The sequence below is a fragment of the Bradyrhizobium sp. WSM4874 genome, from assembly GCF_055811835.1.
The window spans coordinates 63,294-77,790 of record NZ_JBVVPR010000023.1; the positions used below are offsets into that span (position 1 = coordinate 63,294).

Below are 14,497 nucleotides of genomic sequence, written 5' to 3' on the forward strand. Positions count from 1 at the left end.
CGTCAGGAGCGCGCTTCAGCCGGATTTGCGGCAGGGGACTCCTTGGCCGTTCTCCGCAAAGTCTTGATCAGAACCGCAATCAGCGGCACCAGCACGGGCAACATCGTGCTGAGCGGATGGTGCACGGCGCCCGACACCTGGGCCTGGAATGTGCGTGCCTCGAGCTGAAGAGCTTCGATGGATGCGCCGTGAATCTCGTTGGCGAGTTCGATGTCGCGACCCGAAGGCGGCCGGCCGGCAATCACGAAGAGAATTGCTGCGATGGCAAAATTGACGGCGCCGAGGATGGCCGCCGCGCCAATGGCACTCCAGATCTGCACCAGTGCGAAATAGGCGGACAGCTCCAGCATCAGCAGCCCGAACGCGGCGATCAGCGCCGCAAAGGCGCGCAAGCCGAGGCCGATCAGCAGGTGGCGCAGCCTGATGTCCGCGATAATCCTGTCGGTACGCCAGAGCACACGCAAATGCTTGACGACATTTTCCGTGTTCACCTAGTGCCTCCGCAGCATGAAGCCGACGACCACGCCGAGCGCGAAAGCCGAAGCAAGTGATGTGATCGGGCGGTCCGCAACGAGGCCCTGAAGCTGCTCCTGGTCCGCGTCAACGGTCTCGCCGAGTTCGGCGAGCGCGGCCTTGATCTGATCGGCAAGAGCCTCCGCGCGGGCTTTCGAACTGTCGAACATCTCCTCGCCGGCCGTGCTCAGCAAGCGTGTGACGTCAACCTTCAGCGTGCGCAGTTCTTCGCTCATCCTGTCGCTGTCGAACATGGATCTGATTTCCCCGTCGAATGGAATCAAACCTAGGACCCGCCGGCGCGAGCGCGCTTGATTTGCGTCAAGGAGGCAGACGCGCCGTGGTCTTGAGACAGGTCAAACCGGCTGCCACATGCTGGCCTAGAATGACCGGCTGAATGGGGACCCGGTTGTCCCGATGAGGTGGAAGCGTGAACTCCGAACCGCTGTTGCTGGCAACGCCCTCCGGCGAAGAGCTGAAATTGTGCCCGGAAGGGCCGTGGATTGCCGCGAACGTGTCGATGCTGGAGACGTTGTCCCGGTCGGTCGGGGCGGATGTCGATCGATCCAGAACCGTGACGCTGGACATGTCAGGCGTCAGCGCGCTCGACACGCTCGGCGCCTGGGTCCTGGAAAAGCTGTCGCGCAGGGCCTCATCATCCGGTCAATCGGCCGAGTTTATCGGTGTCGCCGACCATTTCAGTGGCCTGATGGACGAGGTGCGTCAGGTCAACCGCCACACGCCAGCGCCGACGCCTGCACCCAACCCTGTCCTGCTCAGACTGAACGATCTCGGCAAGTCCACGGTCGGCGCGCGCGAAGACGTCACGATCTTTCTTCAAATGCTGGGCGCGTTGTTCATGGCCGTGATTGGCGTGCTGCGCCGGCCGCGCTCGCTGCGGCTGACATCGCTGATCTATCAGCTCTACCGCATCGGCTGGCAGGCCATCCCCATCGTCGTGCTGATCACCTTCCTGATCGGCGCCATCATCGCCCAGCAGGGATTTTTCCATTTCCGCAGGTTCGGCGCGGAATCCTACACCGTCGACATGGTCGGCATCCTGGTGTTGCGCGAGCTCGGCGTGCTGATCGTCGCCATCATGGTCGCCGGCCGCTCGGGAAGCGCCTACACCGCCGAGCTCGGCTCGATGAAGATGCGCGAGGAGATCGATGCGCTCTCGACCATGGGCCTCGATCCCGTCCACGTCCTGATCCTGCCGCGGGTTGTGGCCCTGGTCATTGCGCTGCCGATCCTTGCTTTCATCGGGTCGATCGCCGCACTCTATGGCGGCGGCCTGGTCGCGCAGTTTTACGGCGGCATGGCGCCGGCGATCTACATCGCGCGGCTGCATGAGGCGATCTCGGTCGCCCATTTCGAGGTGGGCATCCTGAAGGCGCCGTTCATGGCGCTGGTGATCGGAGTAGTCGCTTGCAGCGAGGGCTTGCGCGTGAAGGGCAGCGCCGAGTCGCTGGGTCGACAGACCACGACGTCGGTGGTCAAGTCGATCTTCCTGGTGATCGTGCTCGACGGCCTGTTCGCGATCTTCTTCGCCTCGATCGGAATGTGATCATGAGCGAATCGCAAGAGCAGTTCGCGATCCGCGTTCGCGACCTCGTGGTCGGCTTCGGCCGGCAGACCGTGCTCGATCATCTGTCGCTCGACGTGCGCCGCGGTGAGATCCTCGGACTCGTGGGGGCGTCCGGCGGCGGCAAGTCGGTCCTGATGCGAACCATCATCGGCCTCATCCCGCGCCAAGGCGGGAGCATCGAGGTCACGGGACGGCCAATCGGTGGCCGCACCGAAGGCGCGGCCACGACATGGGGCATTCTGTTCCAGCAGGGCGCGCTGTTCTCCTCGCTGACGGTCCGGCAGAACATCCAGTTTCCGCTCCGTGAAAATCTCGTCCTGTCGCAGGAGCTGATGGACGAGATCGCGATCGCCAAGCTCGAAATGGTCGGGCTGCGGGCGCAGGATGCCGATAAATATCCGGCGGAGCTATCCGGCGGCATGACCAAGCGCGTCGCGCTGGCGCGCGCGCTCGCGCTCGATCCGCCGATCCTCTTCCTGGACGAGCCGACCTCAGGCCTCGATCCGATCGCGGCGGGTGATTTCGATGCGCTGATCGGGACACTGCAAAAGACCCTCGGCCTCACCGTGTTCATGGTCACCCATGATCTGGCGAGCCTGACCACGGTCTGCGACCGTGTCGCTGCTCTCGCCGACGGCAAGATCGTGGCGATCGGTCCGATGCGCGAACTGCTGCAATCCGAGCATCCCTGGGTGCGCGCCTATTTCCATGGCAAGCGCTCGCAGATGCTGCAACACGAGATGAGATGAGACATGGAAACCCGCGCTCCCTACGTGCTGATCGGCAGTTTCGTCCTTGCGGCGATCCTCGCGGTGTTCGGCTTCGTCTATTGGCTGAACAACACCGGCGGCATCGGGCCGCGCACGAGCTATCACGTGCAATTCCAGGGCCCGGTGCCCGGTCTTCTGGTCGGCGCCGGCGTGCTGTTCAACGGCATCCGCGTCGGCGAGGTCACCCAGCTCGGGCTTGCGCCGGACAATCCGCGCTTCGTCAATGCGACGATATCGGTTGCTTCAACCACGCCGGTGCGCGCCGACAGCAGGGTCGGGCTCGATTTCCAGGGGCTGACCGGGGTGCCGGTGGTGACGCTGGAGGGGGGCGTCATGGTCACCAAATCCGGCGAGCCCCCGACCTTGATTGCCGAGGCGGGTGCGGGCCAGAGCATGACGCAGGCCGCGCGTGATGCATTGCGGCGGGTCGACACCGTGCTGGAGGACAATTCGGGCCCGCTAAAGGACACCGTCGCCAATCTCAAGACCTTCTCGGAGGGACTTGCGCGCAACACCGGCAAGATTGACGGCATTCTGGCGGGCCTGGAGAAGATGACCGGTGGCGGAACGCCGGCGCAGAAAGTCACCTATGACCTGCGCACGCCGCAGAACCTCGGTCCGGCCGGCAAGACGCTCTCGGCGTCACTGGCCATTCCCGAGCCAACAGCGGTCGCCATGCTCCAGACCCAGCGCATGCTGTTCGCGCCCGGCGGCGATAATCCGGGCTTTGCGGACTTCCTCTGGGCCGACAGCATTCCCAAGCTGGTGCAGGCGCGGTTGATCGACAGTTTCGAGAATTACGACATCGCCCACGCGCCATTGCGCACGGCCGATCTCGGGCAGGCGGACTATCAGCTGCTGATCGACATCAGGCGCTTCCGCATTGCCACGGAGGGGGAGACACGGGTCGAGATCGGACTGTCGGCACGGATCGTCGACAAGAACGGCAAGGTGATTGCCTCGCGTCTTGTCGAGACCAGCGAAAAGCTCGACAAGGTCGAGCGGGCCCTAGCGGTCGCAGCGTTCGATACGGCCTTCACGCGCATCGCGAAGGAGCTGATCGGCTGGACGGTGCAGGCGGTGTGACGCCGGCTATTCCAGGGTCTTGAGGTAGGACAGCAGATCGTGGATCTGGTCCGGACTGAGCTCGAAGGCCGGCATGTCGGCGTGGCCGGTGTTGATGCCCTCGGCCAGCGCCTCCCCAAGGCTCTCGATGGGATAACGCTGGTGCAGGGCCCGCAGCGGCGGTGCGACCTTGAGCGGACTGTTCGACGCTCGGTCGATCGCGTGGCAGCGCGCGCAATTGGCTCGCGCGAAGGCCTTGCCGCGTTGTTCGGCGGTCGGGGCCGCCAGGGCAGGCGGCGTCATCAGAAGCAACCCGATCAACCCGTGACGCAGCGTTCCTTGCAGCATTTAAAGTGACCCCGTTTAAGTCTGGGAGAAGAATAGGGCGGGGATTCCCTCCAAAATTGATCTGGGTCAACCGGCTTTGGCGCAGTGCAGTAAAATGCAGCCGCGCGGCGGAATGGGCCTGATGGGCAGCCGGCGCTTGGAGCGGTCGATGAAGCCCGTAGTCACGATTGAGCCGAACTGGCAGCTCTGCAGCGATTGCGCCGTCCGCGCATCGGCGGTTTGTTCGTCGTTGGATGCGATCGAGCTTCGGGAATTCGAGCATCTCGGTCGGCGCGTCCATTTTTCCTCAGGCGAGACTGTCTTCTCCGAGGAGGACATCACGACCTCGTTCTACAATCTCGTCGAGGGCGTCATGCGGCTGTACAAGCTGCTGACCGACGGCCGCCGGCAGATCGTGGGCTTTGCCTTGCCCGGCGATTTCCTGGGGATGAATGTTTCGGGCAGGCACAATTTTTCGGCCGATGCGATCGGCGCGGTGACCGTATGCCAGTTCGCTAAGGCACCTTTCGGCCGTTTCATCGAGGACCGGCTGCACCTCCTCAGGCGGATCAACGAACTGGCAATTCGCGAGCTGAACCAGGCCCGGGACCACATGGTCCTGCTCGGCCGCCGTTCGGCGGACGAAAAGGTTGCTGCCTTTCTGCTCGGCTGGCGCGAGCGGCTGGTCTCGCTGAAGGGGCCGTCGGACACGGTTCCGCTTCCAATGAGCCGCCAGGACATCGCCGACTACCTCGGCCTGACCATCGAGACCGTCAGCCGCAACTTTACCAAGCTGGAGCGCCACGGCGTGATCGAGATCATTCATGGCGGGATCAGCCTGCTCGATCCGGCGAAGGTCGAGGCCTTGGCCGCAGCCATTCCGACGCAGCGCGGCTCAATTTTGATCGGGATCAATGCATTCGGCCGCGTGCCCCAAATAATGCCTGAAACCACAGGGGAGGCCATCATGCCGGCTGACGCGTTGCTTATGAGCATCATAGTCGTGGTAATCTTTGTCACATTCGCCGGGGCACTGGTCTGGGCAGACCGGCAGACCAGCGCAAGCCGGCCCGAGCCGAACGTCAAGCCTCGAAGCTCCTGAGATCACGGTCGCATTTTGCGGCACCCGCGGCGCGGGCTATGCCGTGCGAGTTCGGGATGGTTGGCAGCGCCTCAACGCAAGGCGGCTTGCGGCGCTTGCAACTCTGCATCGACTGGGACGCATTGGCTCATCCTTCGGCTGCCGGCTTCGCGCCTGACCGCGGCATTTTCGCCGCGTTTGCCTCAAATGGGGGCGCATGCTTTCCGGTTGAAAAACTGGGCTACACTGACTACGCAGGGACCCCAGTGCCTCGCAGTCTTAGGAGCCCAGTGGCGTGCCTCAGGACAAGACCGGCGACGACCCCCGACAAGCGGCGGGGAATAAATTATCGGTCCTGCGCAAGCACCCGATCTTTGCGGATCTGGAGCCGGAGGCGCTGGATCAGCTCTGCCGTTACGCCAAGCACACCACGGTGAAGCGCGGCGCGACGATCGCCGCCAAGGGCGATCCCGGCAACAATCTGTTCGCGGTGATCACAGGGACGGTGAAGATTTCCTCTTCGTCGCCTGACGGCCGCAACGCCATTCTCAATCTGATCGGTCCTGGAGAGATATTCGGCGAAATCGCGGTGCTCGACGGCGCCCCCAGGTCGGCCGATGCGACCGCCAACACCACTTGCGAGCTCTACATCATCGATCGCCGGGACTTCCTGCCGTTCGTGAAGAGCCAGCCGGCGCTCGCAATGAAATTCATCGAGCTGCTCTGCGCGCGCCTGCGCTGGACCAGCCAGCAGGTCGAGCAGGTGATCCTGCAAAATCTGCCGGGCCGGCTCGCCAGCGCACTGCTCGGCCTCACCGAAGAGCGCAAGTTCGACTCCGGCAGCGGCACGCTTGTCATCACGCAGCAGGAGATCAGCGAGATGGTGGGGATGACACGCGAGAGCATCAACAAGCAATTGCGCGCCTGGGCGGGCCGCAACTGGGTTCGTCTCGAGCACGGCGCCATTGTCGTGCTCGACATTGATGCCTTGCGCGAACTCGCCGAGAGCGGGCTCGACAGCTAGCCGTCGATGATCGCGACGGCGCGGGTCCAGCCCGCGGAGGCCCGCTCGATTTTCACTGGAAAGCACGAGACGGTGAATCCGGTCGAAGGCAGCTGGTCGAGATTGTGCAGCTTCTCGAGATGGCAATAGCCGATGTGCCGCCCCGCCTTGTGGCCCTCCCAGATCAGGCCGGCATCTTTCGTTTCGGCATATTTCTTCGCGGTGTGGACGAACGGCGCGTCCCAGCTCCAGCCGTCGGTGCCGGTCAGCCGCACGCCGCGTTCGAGCAGATACATGGTGGCCTCATAGCCCATGCCGCAGCCTGAGTTGACATAGTCGGCTTGGCCGAACTTGGCGCCGGCGCCGGTGTTGACGACGACGATCTCCAGCGGCGACAGCGCATGCCCGATCCGCCTCAACTCCTTCTCGACGTCGTCCGCGCTCGCGACATAGCCATCGGGGAGATGCCGGAAGTCGAGCTTCACGCCGGGCTGAAAGCACCATTCCAGCGGCACTTCGTCGATCGTCCATGACCGTTCGCCGCGATTCATGGTTGGATGGAAGTGCCAGGGCGCATCGAGATGCGTGCCGTTATGGGTCGACAGCGAGACCTGCTCGACGGCCCAGCCCTGGCCGTCCGGCAGGTCCTGTGCCGTGAGGCCGTCGAAGAACCGCAGCATCCGCGGCAGGCCCTGCTGGTGATCGATGTACTGGATCGCCGGGTGATTGCCCGGCGGATCCGCCGTCACGTCGTTTCTGAGCGGCACGGAGATGTCGATCAGCTTCCGCGGCATGGGCATTCCTCGGGATGGTTCGTTTCGTTTCGCAGCATCTTGAGGGGGCCGCACCGGCGTCGTCAAGCAACGCGCATGAACGCTTCCCGTGCCAGACGGCAGATGATTTCGGAAAAACTGGACGATGAGCCGGCTGTCTGCCCAAACCCCGGTTTGATCCATCGATGCAACTCTAGCATTGATCGATGCCGGATTTGGCTTGGACAGAGAATGCCGCGCGCCCTAGGGACGACGATGGCGCTTGACTTCAGACCGGAAGTGGAGCGACCCAAGGCGGCCCGCAGCATCTGCCCAACGACATAATCAACTCAGGAGGAAGCCCAGATGAAGATACTCACCGGCATCATCGCAGCCGCTCTGCTGGCGGTCTCAGCCCCCTTGGCGACCGCACGCGATTTCCGTTCCGCCGACATCCACCCCGCCGATTATCCGACCGTCGAGGCCGTCAAGTTCATGGGCAAGCAGCTCGCCGCGGCGAGCGGCGGCAAGCTCGGAGTGAAAGTGTTTCCCAACGGTGCCCTGGGCTCCGAGAAGGACACCATCGAGCAGCTCAAGATCGGCGCACTCGACATGATGCGGATCAACGCATCGCCGTTGAACAACTTCGTGCCGGAAACCATCGCGTTGTGCCTGCCCTTCATCTTCCGGGACACGCAGCACATGCGCACCGTCCTTGACGGGCCGATCGGCGACGAGATCCTGGCGGCCATGGCGCCCGCCGGTCTGGTCGGCCTCGCCTATTATGACAGCGGCGCCCGGTCCATTTACACCGTCAAGGCACCGATCAAGTCGCTCGCGGACCTCAAGGGTCTGAAGATTCGCGTCCAGCAATCCGATCTGTGGGTCGGCATGATCCAGAGCCTCGGGGCCAATCCGACGCCGATGCCCTATGGCGAGGTCTATACCGCTCTCAAGACCGGTCTGGTGGACGCTGCCGAGAACAACTGGCCGTCTTACGAGTCCTCGCGCCACTTCGAGGCCGCCAAGTTCTACAACATCACCGAACACTCCCTGGCGCCAGAAGTTCTCGTGATGTCGAAGACGGTCTGGGACACGCTGAGCAAGGAGGACCAGGCGATGGTCCGCAAGGCGGCGAAGGAATCGGTTCCGGTCATGCGCAAGCTCTGGGACGAGCGTGAGCAGGCGTCCCGCAAGACCGTCGAAGCGGCCGGCGTTCAGGTCGTGACGATCGCCAACAAGGCGGAGTTCGTCGACGCGATGAAGCCGGTGTACGACAAGTTCGCAGGTGACGAGAAGCTGAAGGGCCTCGTCAAGCGTATCCAGGACACGAAGTAAGACCATTGCGTCGGTCCGGCGTCGCCGATTGGCGACACCGGACCGACGCGTTGGAGGCGCGCAAGGAGACTTGCAAGGAGACTTGGATGACAGACCCTCACGTCGCAGACCACGAACTGGACGTAGCCGGACGCCCGTCCACCGGCTTGCTGTCACGGATCAATGCTCCCGTCGCTCGGCTAGGCATGTATCTGTCGGTGACCGGGCTGCTCGTCATCGTCACCATCGTCTTCTACCAGGTGTTCGGACGCTACGTGCTCAATTCCAGTCCGACCTGGACGGAGAACCTTGCCTTGGTTCTGATCCTGTATGTCACGCTGATCGGCGCCGCCGTCGGCGTGCGCGATGCCGGGCATATCGGCATGGACAGCTTGCTGGTGATGCTGCCGGATCACGCACGAGAGAAAATCGAGATCGTCATCCACGTCCTGGTGGCCGGGTTCGGCGTTGCGATGGCCTATAACGGCTGGATCCTCGGAGCGTCGGTCGGAACCGTGAAGATCCCAAATCTCGGTCTGCCCGAGGTCATCCGCTACGTGCCGCTGATCGCCTCTGGTGTCCTGATCGTATCGTTTTCAATCGAGCACATCATCGCTCTCCTGCGCGGCGAAGAGGTCGTCCCCTCATGGAATTGATCATCCTCGGCGCCACTTTCTTCGGCTTCCTGATCCTCGGCGTCCCCGTCGCCTTTGCGATCGGCCTCTCGGCGATTTGCACCATCCTCTACGAAGGCCTGCCGGTCGCCGTCATCTTCCAGCAGATGATGTCGGGGATGAACATCTTCTCCTTCCTCGCCATCCCGTTCTTCGTCTTCAGCGGTGAGCTGATGCTGCATGGCGGCGTTGCCGACAAGATCGTGCAGCTCGCCAAGAATCTCGTCGGACACATCCGCGGCGGGCTCGGCATGTCGAACGTGGTCGCCTGCACGCTGTTCGGCGGCGTGTCCGGCTCGCCTGTCGCCGACGTGTCGGCGATGGGGGCGGTGATGATCCCCATGATGAAGAAGGAAGGTTTCGACACCGACTACGCCGTCAATGTCACCACCCATGCGTCGCTGGTCGGAGCACTGATGCCGACCAGTCACAACATGATCATCTATGCGCTCGCCGCCGGCGGCAAGGTCTCGATCGGCGCGCTGATCGCCGCCGGTCTCCTGCCTGCGCTGGTGCTGATGGTGTGCATGCTGGTCGCCGCTTACGCGGTCGCGGTGAAGCGAGGCTATCCGGCCGGCAAGTTCCCGGGCTGGCCCGCGGTTTTTCGCTCGCTCGCGGCCGCTCTGCCCGGCCTTCTGATCATCGGCATCATCCTGGCGGGTATCCTGTCCGGCGTGTTCACCGCAACCGAATCCGCGGCCGTCGCGGTCACCTATACGATCCTGCTGACGTTCTTCATCTATCGCACCATGACCTGGCCGAACTTCCTGCGCGCCGCGGCCAAGGCGGTGAAGACCACGGGCGTGGTGCTGCTGCTGATCGGCGTCTCCACCATGTTCCAGTATCTGATGGGACTTTACGAGGTGGCCGACTTCGCCGGCGAGATGATGAGCAGGGTCTCGACGCAACCCTGGGTCATCTTCCTGCTCATCAACGTCATCCTGTTCGTGCTCGGCACGTTCATGGACATGGCAGCGACCATCCTGATCTGCACGCCCATCTTCCTGCCGATCGCGATGAAGGCGGGCATGGATCCGGTGCAGTTCGGCATGCTGATGCTGATCAACTGCGCGCTCGGGCTGAACACTCCGCCGGTCGGAACCACGCAGTTCGTGGGCTGCGCCATCGGTGGCATCTCCGTGGGTGCGGTAATGCGCACCATCCTTCCTTTCTACGCCGCCCTGATCGCAGCTCTGATGTTCGTGACCTACGTCCCCGCCTTCTCGCTGTGGCTGCCTCGCCTGCTGATGGGCTACAAGGGATAGCAGCAATACAGGAGAATCTACCCGTGACTGACTATCGCAAGCTCTTCGATCTCACCGGCAAGTCGGCCGTGGTGCTCGGCGCCGCCTCCGGGATCGGCAAGTCGTCGGCCGAGGCGCTGGCCGCGCTCGGCGCCCGTGTCATCTGCGCCGATCGCGCGCTCGACGTCGCCGAAGCAACCGCCTCCGGCATTCGCGAGAAGGGCGGCTGGGCCGAGGCAGCTGCGTGCGACGCGGCTAACGCTGCGGACGTCAATGCGCTGGCCAAGACCGTGATGCAGAAATTCTCGCGGCTCGACATCGCGGTGACGACGCCCGGGCTCAACATCCGCAAGACTATCCTCGACTACACCGAGGAGGATCTCGACCGCGTCCTCAACCTCAACATCAAGGGCACGGTCTGGTTCTTCCAGGCCTTCGGCCGCATCATGGTCGAGCAGAAGGGCGGCAGCATCATTGCCTGTTCCTCGGTGCGGGCGGTGACCATCGAGCCGGGCCTCGGCGTCTACGGCTCGACCAAGGCGGCCATCGGCCTGCTGGTGAAGGGCTTTGCCTCCGAGGTCGGACGCTCCGGCGTGCGCGTCAACGCGATCGCGCCGAGCATCGCCGAGACCGCGCTGACCGGCCCGTTCAAGCAGCGTCCCGATATCTACAATCTCTACGCCGGCCACACCGTGTTCAACCGTTGGAGCAGCGCCGACGAGGTCGCGACAGCCGTCGCCTATCTCGCCTCGGACGCCGCGAGCTATGTCAGCGGCAGCACGCTGTTCGTCGATGGCGGCTGGACCGCAGTCGACGGTCCGCCGACCGGCCTCACCCAGTTGCACACATAGAGCGGTTATCTAGCCGGTGAAGCCTGCGCGCTGGCGTAGATCCTTGCGGTCTGCGCCGGTCAGCAACGCGATCAGCGCGGCCGCTTCTTGCGGATGTGCGGCCCGCGTGGTTACGCCGGCCGTGTACATCGTCACGAGCTCGCAGCCCGGCGGCAGCGCTCCTGATAGCGCGATGCCGTCGGTCGCGATGATCTCGGTCGCTTGCGTGCAGCCGATCGGATGGGCGGCGGTGGACGCCGCGAGCTCCCGCATCGCGGTCGCGCCGTTGGGAAAGATCTTGAGGCGCGAGGCGGCCTCATAGGCGATGCCGAGCTGATCCAGCACCTTTGCGACGTGCTGCCCCGCCGTCGAGGCTTTCGTGTCCGGGACGTAGATCGCGTCGGCGCTGCGCAGCACCTCGCGCAGGTCAGCCTCGGTCTTCACGGTCACCTTGGGATCGCGGCTGCGGACCGCCAGCGCGGTCTCGACCCGCCCGACATCCGAGATCGAGGAGGGGACGACGAGCTTCTCTTCGGCAAGCTTTGCAAGCAGCGCCTGCGTCAGGATCACCAGATCGGCCGCCGTTCCCGCGCGCAGCTTGTCGGCCATGATGCCGACGGCGCCGAACTCGCCGTCGATGCCGAAGCCGGTCTGTGTCTTGAAGGAATCGCTGAGGCCGCGCACCAGGCCTTGTGCCGCGCCTCCGCTCAAAATGCTCACTGTCGTCACGATGCCAGCTCCATGGCTGCAATGATTTTGTCGCGGGTGATCGGCAGGTCGCGCACGCGCACGCCGAGGCAATCGTAAACGGCATTCGCGATCGCGGCCGTCACCGGGCCGTGGGCGGCCTCGCCGGCGCCGACCGGCTCGATCTCCGGCCGCTGAACGATCTCGACGTCCACCATTGGCACCTCGCTGAAGGTGAGGATCGGATAGTCGGTCCAGGACGTCGATGAGATGCGCGTCCGGTCGAAGCGGACGCGTTCCTTCAGCGCCCAGCTTGTCGCCTGGATCGCGCCGCCCTCGATCTGGTTGATGACGCCGTCCGGGTTGATGGCCTCGCCGACATCGACCGCGAGCGTCAGCCGCTTGACGTGGATGTCATCGGTGCCTTCGATCTCCGCAATCGCGGTGCAATAGGCCCCGGTGTTCTTGTAGCGGGCGAAGCCGACGCCATGACCGATGCCGGCCTGCTTCCGCGGTTTCCACTGCGCGCGTCGTGCCGCGGCCCGGATGACGTCCTTTGCGCGCTCGTCGCGCAGATGACGCAAGCGGAACGCGATCGGATCTTCGCCGCGCAGGGCTGCGATCTCGTCGAGCAGGGACTCGATGGCGAAGACATTGCCTTGTCCGCCAAGTGTCCGCAGCGCCGAGGTCCGCACCGGCATGGTCAGCAGCCGGTGGCTCGTGATCGTCCAGGCCTTGAGGTCGTAGAGCGGAACGGAGTTGCGGTCGCCGCCACCGCCATTGGCCGCCGGCGGATTGGTCGAGACCATGCGCGGGTAGGGGTTCGCAATTTCGGTTGCGGCGAGCAGCGCGGGCTGCGCCGCGCGCCCCGGACGCGCCGCGTGGCCGTTGCTCCAGATCGCATGGCGCCAACCGACGATCTCGTTGTCCGCATCGAGATCGGCCTCGATCTCGATCGCCATCGCCGCGCCGAACGGCGCGTGGGACATCTCGTCGTGACGTGACCACTGCACCCGCATCGGACGGCCGCCGGCCGCTCTCGCCAGCAGCACGGCATCGAGCGCGACATCGTCGGCGGCATTGTGTCCGTAGCAGCCCGCGCCTTCCATGTGCTCGACGACGATGTTTTCTGCCGGCAGCTTGAGCACGATCGCGAGGTCGGCGCGCAGCAGGTAGACGCCCTGACTGTGGGTCCAGACATGGACGCGATCGCCGTTCCATTGTGCCATGGCGCAGGAAGGCGCGATCGAGGCATGCGCGATGTAGGGACGGATGTATTGCCGGCGGAGGGTGTGAGCAGCTTTATCGGTCGCTGCTACGGCCCTGGTATCAATGATGGTCGTTTCGACCGGTTGGCTCTTCAGAAACCCGGCCAGATCAGCTTCATCTGGCAACGGCTCACCGGCCGACCATGTCGCGCCCTTGCGCAAGGCCTTCAGCGCGGTTTCCGCCGCTGCCTCGCTGTCGGCAACCACCCCGGAAAAGCCGCCGTTTCGGACGATCGCGACGAGACCGGGAACGGTTCGCGTCGCGCTCTCGTCGAGCGCGATCAGCCTGGCGCCCGAGATGTCCGGCCGCAGCACGCGTCCGTGCAGCAAGTCCGGCAGCGGACAGTCATGAAGAAAGCGAGGCCGTGCGAACACCTTGTCCGGAATGTCGACGCGCTGGACCGAATGTCCGGCCACAGTGCGCTTGGCGACAATCTTCGCTGTCGCGCCCGCATTGGCGTCGTGGTCGAGCGACACGTCGCCTGCCAATTCCCAGTAGCTGGTCCTGACATTACCGGGGCCCGAGATCGTGCCGTCATCGATCTCGAGCAGCGACGCATCGACACCCAGACGCTCCGATGCCGCGGTGAGGAAGCGCTGGCGCACCTCGGCACAGGCGTGGCGCAGCGCGCGGCCGGACTGCTGGACCGATAGGCTGCCCGAGGTGACGCCCTCGTTCGGGCTGGCCGCCGTGGAGGCGCGGATCATCTCGATGCGGCCAATATCGACGTCGAGCTCGTCCGCTGCGATCTGCGCCAGGGCCGTGACGATGCCTTGGCCGATCTCGACCTTGCCGGGCGAGATCGCGACACGGCCATCGCCGATGAGCTTCACCCAGGATGACAGCTTTGGATTGGCCGCAAGGCTGACCGGCAGTGTCGGGGCAGGGGACGGCGCACTCATGATGTCGCCATCTCCGAGGCCGCGCGCAGCACGGCCCGGACCATGCGGTTGTGCGATCCGCAGCGGCACAGATTGCGATCAAGCGCGGTTCTGACCTCAGCCTCCGTCGGCGACGGATTGCGCTTCAGCAGCGCCGCCGCGCTGATCAGGATCCCCGAGACGCAATAGCCGCATTGCATCGCCTGTTCGGCGATAAGGGCGCGTTGCAGCGGATGCGGTTGCTCCGCTGTGCCGAGGCCTTCCACCGTGACGACCTCCTTGTCTGCGACCGACCACATCGGCATGTCGCAGGAGGCCATCGCGCGGTCGTCGACCATGACATGGCAGGCGCCGCACTCGCCGGCCCCGCAGCCGAAATGCGGACTTGTGACGCCGAGGCGGGCGCGCAGCACGTCGAGCAGCGTCTGATCCGGATCGGCATCCACAGCCGCCGCCGTGCCGTTGAGCTGGAATTGAATGGTGGGCATTGTCGCTC

Annotated in this window: 15 protein-coding genes and 1 pseudogene; 9 read left to right on the forward strand and 7 right to left on the reverse strand. The window is 64.3% G+C overall.

Annotated elements, in window-relative coordinates:
* Positions 1–2: 2 nt before the first annotated feature.
* Entirely contained in the window at positions 3–491 is a 489-nt protein-coding gene (locus AC0L3P_RS23180; RefSeq protein WP_473305301.1) for a phage holin family protein, read from the reverse strand.
* On the reverse strand, positions 492–767 hold the full coding sequence (locus AC0L3P_RS23185; RefSeq protein ID WP_473305303.1) for a hypothetical protein: 276 nt from the start codon (positions 765–767) through the stop codon (positions 492–494).
* 176 nt (positions 768–943) lie between these two features.
* Between AC0L3P_RS23185 and AC0L3P_RS23190 the strand changes: the two genes are divergently transcribed.
* From AC0L3P_RS23190 to AC0L3P_RS23200, 3 genes are read left to right on the forward strand one after another with little or no spacing between them, the layout of a single operon-like run.
* Complete coding sequence (locus tag AC0L3P_RS23190) at positions 944–2,080, forward strand: ABC transporter permease (RefSeq protein WP_473305307.1); 1,137 nt, start codon at positions 944–946, stop codon at positions 2,078–2,080.
* A gap of 2 nt (positions 2,081–2,082) precedes the next feature.
* Positions 2,083–2,850 (forward strand): ABC transporter ATP-binding protein, encoded by a 768-nt coding sequence (locus tag AC0L3P_RS23195; RefSeq protein ID WP_473305309.1) that lies wholly within the window; start codon positions 2,083–2,085, stop codon positions 2,848–2,850.
* Between the two features lie 3 nt (positions 2,851–2,853).
* Positions 2,854–3,957, forward strand: coding sequence for an ABC-type transport auxiliary lipoprotein family protein (locus AC0L3P_RS23200; RefSeq protein ID WP_473305312.1), 1,104 nt, complete (start codon positions 2,854–2,856; stop codon positions 3,955–3,957).
* 6 nt (positions 3,958–3,963) lie between these two features.
* On the opposite strand, the gene AC0L3P_RS23205 is transcribed toward AC0L3P_RS23200, so the two are convergent.
* Positions 3,964–4,284, reverse strand: a complete 321-nt coding sequence (locus tag AC0L3P_RS23205; RefSeq protein ID WP_473305315.1) for a c-type cytochrome — start codon at positions 4,282–4,284, stop codon at positions 3,964–3,966.
* A 148-nt stretch (positions 4,285–4,432) separates the two neighbouring features.
* On the opposite strand from AC0L3P_RS23205, the pseudogene AC0L3P_RS23210 reads away from it, so the two are divergent.
* Together AC0L3P_RS23210 and AC0L3P_RS23215 are read left to right on the forward strand one after the other, a co-directional pair.
* A pseudogene (locus AC0L3P_RS23210) lies at positions 4,433–5,140 on the forward strand (helix-turn-helix domain-containing protein); the annotation flags it as partial.
* A 499-nt stretch (positions 5,141–5,639) separates the two neighbouring features.
* Positions 5,640–6,368: a Crp/Fnr family transcriptional regulator gene (locus AC0L3P_RS23215; protein WP_354100992.1), complete on the forward strand. Its 729-nt coding sequence runs from the start codon at positions 5,640–5,642 to the stop codon at positions 6,366–6,368.
* Here the strand turns inward: AC0L3P_RS23215 and AC0L3P_RS23220 are convergent.
* Positions 6,365–7,141: a cyclase family protein gene (locus AC0L3P_RS23220; protein ID WP_473305319.1), complete on the reverse strand. Its 777-nt coding sequence runs from the start codon at positions 7,139–7,141 to the stop codon at positions 6,365–6,367. The two genes, AC0L3P_RS23215 and AC0L3P_RS23220, sit on opposite strands and share 4 nt — an antisense overlap.
* Before the next feature lie 324 nt (positions 7,142–7,465).
* Here AC0L3P_RS23220 and AC0L3P_RS23225 point away from each other — a divergent pair, with 324 nt between their 5' ends.
* The 4 genes from AC0L3P_RS23225 (at position 7,466) to AC0L3P_RS23240 (ending at position 11,185) form a co-directional block, all read left to right on the forward strand.
* Positions 7,466–8,437: a TRAP transporter substrate-binding protein gene (locus AC0L3P_RS23225; protein WP_354057799.1), complete on the forward strand. Its 972-nt coding sequence runs from the start codon at positions 7,466–7,468 to the stop codon at positions 8,435–8,437.
* A gap of 86 nt (positions 8,438–8,523) precedes the next feature.
* The gene (locus AC0L3P_RS23230; protein WP_473305323.1) at positions 8,524–9,072 is read left to right on the forward strand and encodes a TRAP transporter small permease; all 549 of its coding nucleotides are present in this window, start codon (positions 8,524–8,526) and stop codon (positions 9,070–9,072) included.
* Positions 9,063–10,355, forward strand: a complete 1,293-nt coding sequence (locus AC0L3P_RS23235; RefSeq protein ID WP_473305327.1) for a TRAP transporter large permease — start codon at positions 9,063–9,065, stop codon at positions 10,353–10,355. Before AC0L3P_RS23230 ends, AC0L3P_RS23235 begins: the two co-directional genes overlap by 10 nt.
* A gap of 23 nt (positions 10,356–10,378) precedes the next feature.
* Positions 10,379–11,185: an SDR family NAD(P)-dependent oxidoreductase gene (locus AC0L3P_RS23240; protein ID WP_473305331.1), complete on the forward strand. Its 807-nt coding sequence runs from the start codon at positions 10,379–10,381 to the stop codon at positions 11,183–11,185.
* Positions 11,186–11,194: 9 nt separating this feature from the next.
* Here AC0L3P_RS23240 and AC0L3P_RS23245 read toward each other — a convergent pair whose 3' ends face one another.
* Genes AC0L3P_RS23245 through AC0L3P_RS23255 form a run of 3 tightly spaced genes read right to left on the reverse strand, consistent with a single transcriptional unit; the run spans position 11,195 to position 14,489 of the window.
* Entirely contained in the window at positions 11,195–11,893 is a 699-nt protein-coding gene (locus tag AC0L3P_RS23245) for a molybdate ABC transporter substrate-binding protein (RefSeq protein WP_473305333.1), read from the reverse strand.
* Positions 11,890–14,022 carry a xanthine dehydrogenase family protein molybdopterin-binding subunit gene (locus tag AC0L3P_RS23250; protein WP_473305337.1) on the reverse strand — a complete coding sequence of 711 codons (2,133 nt, stop codon included), beginning with the start codon at positions 14,020–14,022 and terminating at the stop codon, positions 11,890–11,892. The genes AC0L3P_RS23245 and AC0L3P_RS23250 overlap by 4 nt, the downstream gene beginning before the upstream one ends.
* Positions 14,019–14,489, reverse strand: a complete 471-nt coding sequence (locus tag AC0L3P_RS23255) for a (2Fe-2S)-binding protein (protein ID WP_354100989.1) — start codon at positions 14,487–14,489, stop codon at positions 14,019–14,021. The genes AC0L3P_RS23250 and AC0L3P_RS23255 overlap by 4 nt, the downstream gene beginning before the upstream one ends.
* Between the last annotated feature and the right edge of the window lie 8 nt (positions 14,490–14,497).

What these genes read in the sequence shown, in the direction of transcription:
- AC0L3P_RS23185 (WP_473305303.1), bottom strand. Translation starts at nt 767, where the DNA reads ATGTTCGACAGCGACAGGATGAGCGAAGAACTGCGCACGCTGAAGGTT.
- AC0L3P_RS23195 (WP_473305309.1), top strand. Translation starts at nt 2,083, where the DNA reads ATGAGCGAATCGCAAGAGCAGTTCGCGATCCGCGTTCGCGACCTCGTG.
- AC0L3P_RS23200 (WP_473305312.1), top strand. Translation starts at nt 2,854, where the DNA reads ATGGAAACCCGCGCTCCCTACGTGCTGATCGGCAGTTTCGTCCTTGCG.
- AC0L3P_RS23205 (WP_473305315.1), bottom strand. Translation starts at nt 4,284, where the DNA reads ATGCTGCAAGGAACGCTGCGTCACGGGTTGATCGGGTTGCTTCTGATG.
- AC0L3P_RS23220 (WP_473305319.1), bottom strand. Translation starts at nt 7,141, where the DNA reads ATGCCGCGGAAGCTGATCGACATCTCCGTGCCGCTCAGAAACGACGTG.
- AC0L3P_RS23225 (WP_354057799.1), top strand. Translation starts at nt 7,466, where the DNA reads ATGAAGATACTCACCGGCATCATCGCAGCCGCTCTGCTGGCGGTCTCA.
- AC0L3P_RS23230 (WP_473305323.1), top strand. Translation starts at nt 8,524, where the DNA reads ATGACAGACCCTCACGTCGCAGACCACGAACTGGACGTAGCCGGACGC.
- AC0L3P_RS23235 (WP_473305327.1), top strand. Translation starts at nt 9,063, where the DNA reads ATGGAATTGATCATCCTCGGCGCCACTTTCTTCGGCTTCCTGATCCTC.
- AC0L3P_RS23250 (WP_473305337.1), bottom strand. Translation starts at nt 14,022, where the DNA reads ATGAGTGCGCCGTCCCCTGCCCCGACACTGCCGGTCAGCCTTGCGGCC.
- AC0L3P_RS23255 (WP_354100989.1), bottom strand. Translation starts at nt 14,489, where the DNA reads ATGCCCACCATTCAATTCCAGCTCAACGGCACGGCGGCGGCTGTGGAT.